Consider the following 11,689-nt stretch of genomic DNA (forward strand, 5'->3'; position numbering starts at 1 on the left):
GACCCTACCCACGGGGCAGAACATGCAGGGCTGGGCGGGACACCCTCAGCAGGCGTACGGATCGACGAGCGGCAGCGGCGTCCGAGCCGCTTCCAGAGCCGGCTCCGGAAAAGCGGGGCCGGCGGTGTAGAAGCGGGCACGGGTACGGCCGACCGGCGTCAGGACGTCAGCCGCGACCAGGTCTCGCAGGTCGCGTTGAGCCCGCTGCAGGCCCAGGCCCTCCGCCCGTTCGTAGCGTGTCCGACGCACCCGCCCGGACATTGCCACGTCATGCAGGGCGGAGACCACCCTCTCCTCCAACCCCCGGTCCTCCGCGAACTCACCGAGCAAGAGCCACACCCGACTCGAGCGATCCAGGCGGCTGCGTACGGTCTGCGCCTGCTGGTGGTACGCGGTGAGGTTGAAACGGACCCAGTCGGAGACATCCTGGTCGGGGAGGTAAGTGGCACCCCGGCGCTGCAGTTCGCGGTAGTACTCCCAGGTATTGCCGGGGCGCCCCAGCCAAGCCTCGATCGAGGAGAACTCAGGGGACAGTTCTCCCTCTCTCGCGATCATGAGTGTCTGGAGGGACCGAGACATGCGGCCGTTTCCATCCGCCCACGGGTGGATGGCAACGAGGTGCAGATGCGCCATGGCGGCCCGTACCAGAGGGTGGGTGCCGTCGTCTGTGTTCAGCCACTCGACCAGTTCGCCCGTCAACGTAGGCACATCGGCCGCGTCCGGCGCCGTGTATGCCGCGATGCTGGGGTCGCGGGCGTCCGTCACGTACACCGCTCCGCGCCGCCACTGCCCGGCCGGCTTCCGCGGGGTGTGCCGGTGTCCCTGCAGCATCCAGTGGAGCGCGTTGAGCAACTCCTTGCTGTAACGGAAGTCCGCGACATCGTTCAGCGTTTGGATGTAGGTCGTCATTCGCTGATAAGCGAGCGTCTCCTCGCGGTCCTCCTCGGAGACGTCGACATCCCGCTCGCCCTCCAGAAGGTCCTCGACGTCGACCGTGGACACTTTGAAGCCCTCGATCGAGTTGGAGGCCGCCACCGCGTCGGCGGTCAAGAACTTACCCAGCCCTTCGGTCCACTTCGCCGGAGTGGACCGAACCTGTAGGCGCAACGAGCGGCGAAGGTCTTCAACCTCACCGAGAACACGCTGATCCTCGGTGTTGAGAGCAGGTGTGGGGGAGAGCATGCCTACACCATGGAGTGACGCAAATATTACGTCAATGCGTCAGAATCTATCGGCAGTCCAGCGCCGAATCCGCACGGGAGCGACGAAGGGGTCGAGCCCACGAGAGGGCTCGACGCCGACACCTGCACACCAGTTGCCGCCACTGCGACGAACCGATCACCGACCCGGCCGACGCCGTCGAGATCGCCCACGAACACACCAACGTCGAGTCGCGCTGACTGACGCCGGCCACATGTGCCGTCGGCTGGTGTGCTGTTACCGCAGGGTGTACTCGCACATGTGCTTGCCGTCGACACCGCCTGGGTCCTCGGCGACCTTCTTCCCGTCAACGGTGATTGAGCAAGGAGCAGCGGCGAACTGGCCGTTGGACAGCATCACCGGCCCCGGCACGACGGACACGGTGATCCCGACCTTGCGTTGGGTGCTGTTCAAGGTGAGCTGGTCCGACTTCTTCCACGGCAGCGTGACCTGCTCGAAGTGGTTCGTGTCGAGGTTGTAGCCGACTTGCGACTTGCCCTTTCCACCGACTTCGACGGTGACCTCGTACGTCTTGTCCTGGCCGTCGGGGGCTGGCTTCGACGACGACGTGGGCGTGCTCTTACCGGCGCGCTCCGTTTTGCCGTCATCACCACTGCCGCCGCACGCGGTCATCAGCCCGGCTGCCGTGACGAGCGCCGTTATGGTCGTTGCCCTGCGCATGCGTGTACTCCCCGTTGTGCGGATGTGACCTGCTGTGTTGAATGATCTCACCCTGACTGGATCTTCGGTCGACGGGGCTCCCCTGGCGGACAGCGATGCTCACAGTGGTCAACCCGAAGATTCACCGGGAATCTCCACACCTCCACGCGGGACCCCCGCCCGGCAACACACCTAAGCCGTACGCCGCTTGAACAGTGCTCCCGAAGCGGCCGCCGAGGCGGTGAGGATGCCCGTGCACCAGGCGAGCGCCACCCACCCCGTCGAGCCCACCGGTTGCCCGAGCAGCAGTCCGCGTACCGCCTCGATGACATGGGTGACGGGCTGGTGGGCGGCGAAGCCCTGGAGCCACGACGGCATGGTGTCGGTCGGTACGAAGGCGCTGCTCGGGTAGGGCAGGAAGCTCACGAAGAAGGTGAAACCCCCGGCTGCCTCCGGGGACTTGACGAGCAGGCCCACCGCGGCGGACAGCCAGGAGAGTGCCGCGATGTAGGCGACCAGGAGGCCGATCGCGGCGAGCCAGCCGCCCGGGCCGGCCGAGGGGCGGAAGCCGATCGCGAAGGCGAGCGCGAAGACCAGGGCGGTGGCGATCAGGTTCCGGGCCGTGGAGGCGAGGACGTGGCCCGCCAGGATGGGGGTGCCGCCGATGTCGAGGGACCGGAAGCGGTCGATGATGCCGCCCTTGAGGTCCTCGGTGACGGCCACGGCGGTGCTGGCCGAACCGAAGCCGGCGCACAGCAGCAGGACGCCGGGGACGACGTAAGTGACGTACTCCGTACCGGTGTTGATGGCTCCGCCGAAGAAGTACACGAAGATCAGGAGCAGCATCACCGGGAGCGCCATGGCCATCATCAGGGCGTCGACGTTGCGGCGGCTGAGCCGGACGGAGCGGCCGGTCATGATGAGTGCGTCAGACATGGCTGGGCTCCTGGTGTGCGGGCTGTGTCGGCTTCGTGAGGGTCAGGAAGACGTCGTCGAGGGTGGCCGTGTGCAGCGAGAACCGTTCGATGGCCGTGCCGTCGGGGTCCAACGCGTCGAGCAGCGCCCGCACCTGGGGCGCGCCGCCGTCGGTGGGGAAGCCCAGGGTGCGGGTCTCGGGCTCGCTGTACACCGCCTGTGACACCAGGCGCAGATAGGCGGCCGGGTCGGTCAGGACGACGTCGAGGCGGTGGCCCGCGACGCGCCGCTTCAGCTCCTCGGAGGTGCCCTCGGCGACCAGCTCGCCGCGGTGGAGCACGGCGATACGGTCCGCCAACCGGTCGGCCTCCTCCAGGTACTGGGTGGTCAGGAAGACCGTCGTACCCCGTGCCGACAGTTCGCGCACCACGCTCCACAGCTCCTGGCGGCTGCGCGGGTCGAGGCCCGTCGTCGGCTCGTCCAGGAAGATCACTTCGGGTTCGCCCACCAGGGACGCGGCCAGGTCGAGGCGCCGCCGCATGCCTCCCGAGTACGTCTTGACCAGGCGGTCGGCGGCGTCGGCGAGGTCGAAGCGGTCGAGGAGTTCGGCGGCCCGGGTGCGTGCGGCGGCGCGGGAGGTGCGGGCGCCGCCGTGGGTGCGGGCGAGCCGGGCCATCATCCGCAGGTTCTCCGCGCCGGTCTGCATCTCGTCGACCGCCGCGAACTGGCCGGTGAGGCTGATCGCGCGGCGGGCCCGGGCCCGCTCGGTGCGCAGGTCGTGCCCGGCGACCCTGGCGGTGCCCGCGTCGGCCTCGGTGAGCGTGGCCAGGATGCGCACGATGGTGGTCTTGCCCGCGCCGTTCGGGCCGAGCAGGGCGTGCACGGTGCCGCGCGGCACCGTCAGGTCGAGGCCGCGCAGGACCTCGACCTTTCCGTAGGTCTTGCGGAGGCCGGTGGCCTCGATGGCGGGTGCGTCGGGCATGGCCTCGCCTCTCCATGACTATTACTGCGTAACCCTTACGCATTATTGTGTAAGGGTTACGCAGAACTAGGATGTGCGTCAAGCCGGAGGCCCGAGGAACGGTCCCGGATGCGCAGAGGGAGGCGACGCGGATGGCGGCGGCGGACGAGGACACCGGCCTTCCCGCGAGCCTCGCGACGGCCTGGGGTTTCAGGGCGCGCCCCTCGAAAGGGCCGAAGCCGGGGCTCAGCCTGGACCGCATCGTGGCCGCGGCGGTGGGCGTCGCGGCCGCCGAGGGCATCGGGGCGGTGTCGATGGGGCGCGTCGCCAAGGAGCTCGGCGTCTCGCCGATGTCGCTCTACCGGTACGTCGGCGCCAAGGACGAGCTCTACATCCTGATGCAGGAGGCGGTCACGCCCGCGCCCCCCGAACCGCTGCCCGACGGGGCCGGATGGCGCGCGGGGCTGACCCGGTGGGCGCGGGCGCAGCGGGCGTTCTTCTACGAGAACCTGTGGCTCCTGCGGATCCCGACCTCCGGGCCGCCCGCGAGCCCGAAGTCGGTGGCGTGGATGGAGTACGGCCTCGCGGCCCTAGACGGCACCGGGCTCGACGAGGGCACGAAACTCGGCGTGATCATGCTGGTCAGCGGCTATGTGCGCAACGAGGCGACGCTGATGTCCGACCTGGATGCCGCGTACACGGCGAGCGGCCACGCCCCCGACGAGGTCTTGCGCCGCTACCGGCGCGCCCTCGCCACCCTCACCGACCCCGAACGCCACCCGGCCGTCACGCGCGTCCTCGAATCCGATGCCCTGGACCAGACGGACGAGCCGGACGCGGACTTCGAGTTCGGACTCGGGGTCGTGCTCGACGGGGTGGCGGCGCTGATCGCGCGGCGCGGTTAGGGAGTTTCGTCCGGATCACCAATCCGCGCCCTGACCCACGCACCGCCGTGGACGACGGAGTCACGCCACCGGCGGCCTTGAATATGTGTTCTCAGCGCCCGCTCGGGAGGGGGCCCAGCCTGGGTTTGCCATCATGGGGGCCTTGTTCGAGCACGACGCCGCGACGGTTTGCCGTCCGACGGGTCTGCCATGGGGGTGCGATTTGTTCAGGTGGTGGAAGAAGCGAGGAGGTCCGGAGCTCCTGGCTTCCAGGAAGGAGCAGAAGCGGATCAAGGCCCGCTTCGTGGCGGCGAGCTTGCTTGTCAAGCATGCGCCGCGGGAGCTAGGGACGCAGTCGACGGCAGGCGTTGTGCATCTGATCACCGACGGGGAGTTGAGCACGCTCGCACATGTTGAGTTGCTGGAGCGGCTCGTCGGCGGTAGTGCCGGGATCCCCGTCGCCAGGTTGTTCCGTGACGATTCCGAACCGATGAGGGCCATGGCCTATCGAGCTGAGATAGTCGTGGGAACCCTTGATGACTTCATCGCCGACTTCGGACATGAGTCCACTCTGGGAATCATTCGATATGTCGCAATGGTCGAAGGTGAACCCGGTGATGCGACACGCGATCTACTTTCCGCGTATCGGAGCGTGGTAGCGGCATAGGGACAGGCTCGGAACCGGCCAGTTCGCCGGGATGCCTCGGCTTCCGAGTGCAGGTTCCCGGGTTGCGGCGGGCCAGCGGCGGACCGCAGCCGGGCGCCTTCGCTACATGATCCCTTTCCAGCGCCAGGGGCGTGGTTCTGTACGGCCGCACAGAACTCGGCGTGCTCGGACGGAGTGACCGCACCGGTGGTGGTCATCGCTTTCGCGTGGTGGGTGGTCGGCGACCGTGGACTGACCGTACGTCAGGCCGTCCTCCACAGGACCGTTACCTCTTCCTAAGACTTTCCTCAGCTTCGGCTCCTATCGTCGGCCCGGTCGATCCCTACCGAGCCGGTGGGAAAACTAGGGAAGGCGGGACGGACGTACATGCGGACGCTGGTACTGCTCGCGCTCGCGGGGCTCGGCGCCCAACTCGTGGACGGCAGCCTGGGCATGGCCTACGGCGTGACCTCGACCACCCTGCTGCTTGCGATGGGCACCAACCCGGCCGCGGCCTCGGCCACGGTTCACCTCGCGGAGATCGGTACGACGCTGATGTCCGGCGCCGCACACTGGCGGTTCGGGAACGTGGACTGGAAGGTCGTCGCCAAGATCGGGGTGCCGGGAGCGGCGGGCGCGTTCCTCGGTGCGACCGTTCTGTCCCAGCTGTCCACTGCGGTCGCCGAACCGGTGATGTCGCTCATCCTGCTCGGGCTCGGGCTGTACGTGATGTCCCGGTTCACGTTCCGCGGCATGCCCAAGGGCAATCTCGGCAAGCCGCTGCGCAAGAGGTTCCTGTCGCCGCTCGGGGTGGTCGCCGGGTTCCTGGACGCGACCGGCGGGGGCGGCTGGGGGCCGGTGGGTACGCCGGCGCTGCTGGCCAGCGGGCGTATGGAGCCGCGCAAGGTGATCGGGTCCATCGACACGAGCGAGTTCCTGGTCGCGGTGGCGGCGAGCCTGGGCTTCCTCTTCTCGCTCGGCTCGCAGGGCCTCAACTGGGGCTGGGTCGCGGCGTTTCTCCTCGGCGGGCTGATCGCGGCGCCGATCGCGGCGTGGCTGGTGCGGCTGGTTCCGCCGCGGGTTCTGGGGTCCGCGGTCGGCGGCGTCATCATCGTGACGAATGTCCGTACGTTGCTGAAGAGCGACTGGGTCGGCGCGTCCAGCTCGCTGAGCACTCCCGTCTACGTACTCCTGTACGCGCTGTGGGCCGCCGCCCTGACGTACTCGATCCGTGCGTACCGCAAGGAGCAGGCGGCGGAGACCGAGTCCGCCGAGGAGCGGCGGCCCGTCACGGCCTAGGCCAGACAGACCGTGGAGTCGACGTTCACCTCCCAGGCGTTCAGGCCCTTCGCATCGGCCTCGGCCTGCAGTCGGGCTCAACCTGTACCTGGTCCTTACTTGTTGGTAGCCTCCGGGCCGTCAGTACCCAGCCTCCGCTGCGGCGTTCCCCTCCGTGGCCACGCCGACAAGGAGCAACGGTCTTGCGCGAGTTCAGTGTTCCGGCCTTGTACAACGTTCCGTCGGACGGCAACCTGGTGGACATCATCCTCCGCAACGCCGCCCAGTATCCCAACCGGGCCGTGCTCGCCCGCAAGGTCTCGGGCGAGTGGCAGGACGTCACCGCCACGGAGTTCCTCGCCGAGGTCCGCGGTGTGGCCAAGGGGCTGATCGCCTCTGGTGTGCAGCCGGGTGACCGGGTCGCCCTGATGTCGCGCACCCGCTACGAGTGGACGCTGCTGGACTTCGCGATCTGGTGTGCGGGCGCGGTCTCCGTTCCGGTCTACGAGACCTCCTCGGCCGAGCAAGTCGAGTGGATCACCAGTGACTCGGGCGCGGTGGCGTGCCTGGTCGAGACCGAGGCGCACCAAGCCGTGGTGGAGGAGGTGCGGCCACGCCTGCCCCTGCTCAAGCACCTCTGGCAGATCGAGGCGGGTGGCATCAAGGAACTCGTCGCCATGGGCCGTGATGTGGCGGACGCTCAGGTCGACGAGCACGCCTCGGCGGCCGGCCCCGACTCGGTGGCCACGATCAACTACACCTCCGGCACCACCGGCCGGCCCAAGGGCTGTGTCCTCACCCACCGCAACTTCCTCGCGGAGTGCGGCAACATCATCGCCCGCAACACCCCCCTGTTCCGCGAGGACTCCTCCATCCTGCTCTTCCTGCCGCTCGCGCACGTCCTGGCCCGGGTCGTCGAGGTCGGGGCCATGGCGGCACCGGTCAAGGTGGGACACGTCAGCGACGTCAAGAACGTCACCGAGGAACTGGGGAAGTTCCGGCCCACCTTCCTGCTCGGCGTACCGAGGGTGTTCGAGAAGGTGTACAACTCGGCGCGTGCCCAGGCCCGGGCGGGCGGCAAGGAGAAGATCTTCGAACTCGCCGCGGACACGGCCATCGCCTACAGCCGGGCGCTGGAGACACCGTCCGGCCCCGGGGTCGGGCTCAAGCTGAAGCACAAGGTGCTCGACCGGCTGGTCCTCAGCAAGCTGCGCGCGGTCCTCGGCGGCCGGACCACGCACGCCCTCTCTGGTGGCGCCGCGCTCGGCGAACGTCTGGGCCACTTCTACCGCGGCCTCGGCCTCACCGTCCTGGAGGGCTACGGCCTCGCCGAGTCCTGCGCCGCGACCACCCTCAACCCGTACGACCGCCAGAAGATCGGCACGGTGGGCATGCCGCTGCCGGGCAGCTCGGTGCGCATCGCCGACGACACAGAGATCCTGCTGAGCGGCGAGCACATCTTCAACGGCTACTGGAACAACGAGACGGCGACCGCGGCAGCGCTGGTCGACGGCTGGTTCCACACCGGCGACCTGGGGTCCCTGGACGATGAGGGCTACCTCCGCATCACCGGCCGGAAAAAGGAGATCATCGTCACCGCGGGCGGCAAGAATGTCGCCCCGGCCGTGATCGAGGACCGTATCCGCGCCCATGCACTGGTCGCCGAGTGCATGGTGGTCGGCGAGGCCAAGCCGTTCGTCGGGGCGCTGGTGACACTGGACGGCGAGTTCCTGCCACGCTGGGCCGCGCAGCACGGCAAGGCGGAGGACACCCCGGTGACGCAGCTGCGCGAGGACCCCGAGCTGCTCGCCGAGATCCAGCGCGCCATCGACGATGGCAACGCGGCGGTGTCGAAGGCGGAGTCGGTGCGGAAGTTCCGCATCCTCGATGTCCAGTTCACCGAGGCATCCGGCCATCTGACCCCGTCCCTCAAACTGAAGCGCCACGTGGTGATGCGGGACTTCGCCGACGAGATCGAGGCCATCTACGCACCCTGAGTCATGCCGAAGGGCGTCCACTCGACAACGAGTGGACGCCCTTCGGCATGTCCGGTTATCGGCTGGCGGCGCCTCACCAAAATGGGATCCCCGCCTGTTGCTGCTGCCGCACGCGCCGCCTCATGGCCGCACCGGGGATGGCGACCGCGAGCAGGACCGGGATCGCAGCGGCGATCCCGACCCAGAGAACGAGGGCGAGGTAACCGAGGGCAGCGTTCCGAGTGTCCGCGTCCGCAAGTACAAGGAAGACAATGCTCACCACGAGCGCAACCACCATGAAGACCGCGATGATGACTGTGAGCCAGGTGAGAATGCGGGCCCGTCGCCGGTACATGGCGCTGACCGGCCAGGCCTGCGGTGGCGCGTACGCCCAGGGCGCACCGGGCATCTGGGGCGGCTGCTGATCAGACATAAGGCCCAGTTCTACGGCGCGCGGCCCCGAAACACCACCCTCACCGCCGCAGCGCGTCGCCTATTCGGAGGCTGTCACCTCGTCAGGGTCGTAGTGGGACGCGACCGCAGGCTGGCCCGTGTAGTTCGGGCCGGCGGCCGGGTTGGCTCCCAGGTAGCGGAAGGGGAGCCTTGTGCTGCGCGCCCCCTGGAGCGTGAGGCGATGGTGGCGGGCGCTGTAGCGGAAGCCGGCTGTGCGCAACGCTGTCACGGCAGCCCGCCCGGCAGGTGAACCGTCGGCCCAGCGGATCGAGTCGGGGTCGAAGTGGGCGAGCAGCAGGCCGTCGGGAGCGAGCCAGGAGGCGGCCCCGGCGAGCAGGCCGAGCTGGTCGCCGACGTAGTGCAGGCCGTGCACACAGGTGATCAGGTCGTACGTCCGTTTCGGTGCCCAGTGCGAGACAGAGGCGATGACCAGTTCCAACGTGGGCGGTGTCGGCACGGGGGCGAGCGGCCCCACCAAGTCGACGCCGGTGAGTACGGCGTCGGCAGGCAGAGTGGACGCGGCCTGGTGCAGGGCGCGGCCCTCGCCGCAGCACAGATCGAGCCACGACGGGGCGGCGGCGCGCTCTGCCAGGTACGCGAGAGGGTCGAAACCGAGCTCACGGGCGTAGCTGTTCACACCGGCCAGGCCGCGCTCGCGGTTCATCGCGTTGTTGGCGACCACGGATGATCGTTCCAACTCGGTCGCGGAGACCAGGTGTGAAGTCGTCATGGGGCCATTGTCCCGGGCACGACTCCCACCATCCAGTGCCCTTGCGGGGCAGTGAGGGGCGGTCTGCTGGGGCGTAAGGTGCCCGGATGATCCGGATACCAGAGGTGTTCGCGCGGAGCACCGTCGAGCGAGAAGGCGCGCCCGGAGCGGCGTGGCTTGCCGAACTGCCCAGGATCGTGGGCGAGTTGCTGGGGCGCTGGGAGTGCGTGCCCGACGGTGACGTCATGCATGGCGGGGTCGGGGTCATCGTCCCGGTGCGACGGCGGGACGAGGGCGCCGCTGTGCTGAAGGTGTCGTTCCCGCATCCCGGCAACGTCCATGAACCGGACGCGTTCACGGTGTGGGGCGGGCGCGGGGCCGTCCGGCTGTACGAGCGGGACGACGAGCGGTTCGCGATGCTGCTGGAGCGGGCCCGGACGTCGACGCTGGCCGAGGTCGAGGACGACGACGAGGTGGTGACGGTGGCCGGGCGGCTCAACCGCCGCCTTGCCGTCCCCGCACCGCCCGGGCTGCCCCGGCTGCGTGGGCAGGCCGACGCCTGGGAGGAGCAACTGCGCAAGGACGCCGGGGAGTTGCCGCACACCCTGCCGCGTCATGTCCTGGACGCCGCCCTGGCGACCATCCGCGAGCTGGGCCGCACCCAGCCGGACACCGTCATCCACGGCGACCTGCATGCCCGCAACATCCTGCGCGCCGACCGCGAGCCCTGGCTGGCCGTCGACCCGAAGGGCTACGCGGGAGACCCGGCCTACGACGGCGGCACGCTGCTCAAGGCGGGCGCCCTGCGGCTCCTCGAAACGGACGACCTGCGCAAGGCGGTCCGCCGCGCGCTGGACGTGTTCGCCGAGGCCGCGGAACTCGACCGCGGACGAGTGCAGCGATGGGCCCAATTACACGCGGTCCAGGCCACGTTCCACGGTCGCCGCCACGGATTCCGTGTCGCCCGCAGCGGACCACGACTGGACCGGCTCACCGAATTCGCGGACGGCCTGGCGGAGTTGCTCACGGAGGCAGCCCCCGACCCACTCTGATCCCGTCGGCCGCCGAAAACGAGCGGCAGTCGAGTGTCATCTCCGGATACGTTCGGTCGCATGGCTGACGAGTTGTTCGGGCATCCGCGGCTCGCCGCGATCTACGACGCCGTCGATTCCGATCGCCGCGATCTCGATGCGTACGTGCGTGTGGTGGAGGAGTTCGGGGCGCGTCGGGTGCTGGATGTCGGTTGTGGGACGGGCGTGTTCGCGCTTCGGCTGGCCGAGCGCGGGATCGAGGTGGTCGGTGTTGATCCTGCCGCCGCGTCGCTCGATGTGGCCCGGGCCAAGCCCGGTGGCGAGCGGGTGCGCTGGATCCATGGTGATGCAACAGCGCTTCCGTCGCTGCGAGTTGACCTCGCGACCATGACGGGGAACGCCGCCCAGGCCGTCGTCGACCCGCGGGTCTGGCAGGAGACCCTGCGAGGGGTCCATGACGTGTTGCGGCCGGGTGGGCGGTTCGTGTTCGAGACCCGGGATCCCGCGAAGCGGGCCTGGGAGGCGTGGAACCGGGAGGCCTCGTACCGCGTTACGGAGATTCCGGGCGTCGGCGCGGTCGAGAACTGGGTCGAGTTGATCGAGGTCAGCGAGCCGCTGGTGACGTTCCGCTCGACCTATGTGTTCGCTGCGGACGAGCAGGTGATGACGTCGGACTCGACCCTGCGATTCCGTGAACAGGGGGAGATCGAGGCGGAGTTGGTCGCGCTGGGGTATGTGGTGGAGGACGTTCGGGACGCGCCTGACCGGCCGGGGCGAGAGTTCGTCTTCGTCGCACTGTGCCCGGGGCGATGAGCAGCCTGCGTGGGGCTCCGGGTGGCGCCGAGATACCTGTGCGACAGGTGAGCAGGTAGGGGGTCGAATGCGATTCGACAATCCGCGTAAGGGAAGTTGCTGCGCAAACCGTTGACGCGCAAGGGGTTCGATTCTACGGTCCGTTCGAAGTCGTGACCGCTGT

At 68.9% G+C, this 11,689-nt stretch carries 12 protein-coding genes; 6 read left to right on the forward strand and 6 right to left on the reverse strand.

Going from position 1 to position 11,689, the window contains the following annotated elements; translation table 11 throughout:
- Positions 1–45 precede the first annotated feature (45 nt).
- The 4 genes from IEZ21_RS21745 to IEZ21_RS21760 all read right to left on the reverse strand — a co-directional run bounded on the left by IEZ21_RS21745 (position 46) and on the right by IEZ21_RS21760 (position 3,757).
- Positions 46–1,182 carry a Fic family protein gene (locus tag IEZ21_RS21745; protein WP_189323593.1) on the reverse strand — a complete coding sequence of 379 codons (1,137 nt, stop codon included), beginning with the start codon at positions 1,180–1,182 and terminating at the stop codon, positions 46–48.
- Between the two features lie 255 nt (positions 1,183–1,437).
- A complete protein-coding gene (locus IEZ21_RS21750; RefSeq protein WP_189323594.1) occupies positions 1,438–1,881 on the reverse strand; it encodes a hypothetical protein in 444 nt (147 codons plus the stop codon).
- A 171-nt stretch (positions 1,882–2,052) separates the two neighbouring features.
- Positions 2,053–2,796, reverse strand: a complete 744-nt coding sequence (locus tag IEZ21_RS21755) for an ABC transporter permease (protein WP_189323595.1) — start codon at positions 2,794–2,796, stop codon at positions 2,053–2,055.
- Positions 2,789–3,757, reverse strand: coding sequence for an ABC transporter ATP-binding protein (locus IEZ21_RS21760; protein WP_189323596.1), 969 nt, complete (start codon positions 3,755–3,757; stop codon positions 2,789–2,791). Before IEZ21_RS21760 ends, IEZ21_RS21755 begins: the two co-directional genes overlap by 8 nt.
- 131 nt (positions 3,758–3,888) lie before the next feature.
- Between IEZ21_RS21760 and IEZ21_RS21765 the strand changes: the two genes are divergently transcribed.
- From IEZ21_RS21765 to IEZ21_RS21780, 4 genes are all read left to right on the forward strand, one after another.
- Positions 3,889–4,641 carry a TetR/AcrR family transcriptional regulator gene (locus tag IEZ21_RS21765; protein WP_189323597.1) on the forward strand — a complete coding sequence of 251 codons (753 nt, stop codon included), beginning with the start codon at positions 3,889–3,891 and terminating at the stop codon, positions 4,639–4,641.
- A 142-nt stretch (positions 4,642–4,783) separates the two neighbouring features.
- Entirely contained in the window at positions 4,784–5,287 is a 504-nt protein-coding gene (locus IEZ21_RS21770) for a hypothetical protein (RefSeq protein WP_189323598.1), read from the forward strand.
- 366 nt (positions 5,288–5,653) lie between these two features.
- Positions 5,654–6,565 (forward strand): sulfite exporter TauE/SafE family protein, encoded by a 912-nt coding sequence (locus IEZ21_RS21775; protein ID WP_189323599.1) that lies wholly within the window; start codon positions 5,654–5,656, stop codon positions 6,563–6,565.
- 182 nt (positions 6,566–6,747) lie between these two features.
- Positions 6,748–8,541: an AMP-dependent synthetase/ligase gene (locus IEZ21_RS21780; RefSeq protein WP_189323600.1), complete on the forward strand. Its 1,794-nt coding sequence runs from the start codon at positions 6,748–6,750 to the stop codon at positions 8,539–8,541.
- Positions 8,542–8,614: 73 nt separating this feature from the next.
- Here the strand turns inward: IEZ21_RS21780 and IEZ21_RS21785 are convergent, their stop codons facing one another.
- Positions 8,615–8,953 (reverse strand): hypothetical protein, encoded by a 339-nt coding sequence (locus tag IEZ21_RS21785; protein WP_246568008.1) that lies wholly within the window; start codon positions 8,951–8,953, stop codon positions 8,615–8,617.
- Between the two features lie 60 nt (positions 8,954–9,013).
- Entirely contained in the window at positions 9,014–9,703 is a 690-nt protein-coding gene (locus IEZ21_RS21790) for a class I SAM-dependent methyltransferase (RefSeq protein WP_189323601.1), read from the reverse strand.
- Positions 9,704–9,789: 86 nt separating this feature from the next.
- Here IEZ21_RS21790 and IEZ21_RS21795 point away from each other — a divergent pair, with 86 nt between their 5' ends.
- Positions 9,790–10,734 (forward strand): aminoglycoside phosphotransferase family protein, encoded by a 945-nt coding sequence (locus IEZ21_RS21795; protein ID WP_189323602.1) that lies wholly within the window; start codon positions 9,790–9,792, stop codon positions 10,732–10,734.
- Between the two features lie 60 nt (positions 10,735–10,794).
- Complete coding sequence (locus IEZ21_RS21800; RefSeq protein ID WP_189323603.1) at positions 10,795–11,526, forward strand: class I SAM-dependent methyltransferase; 732 nt, start codon at positions 10,795–10,797, stop codon at positions 11,524–11,526.
- Positions 11,527–11,689: the final 163 nt, after the last annotated feature.

The organism is Streptomyces flaveus, from assembly GCF_014647675.1.
Taxonomy (GTDB): Bacteria; Actinomycetota; Actinomycetes; order Streptomycetales; family Streptomycetaceae; genus Streptomyces; species Streptomyces flaveus.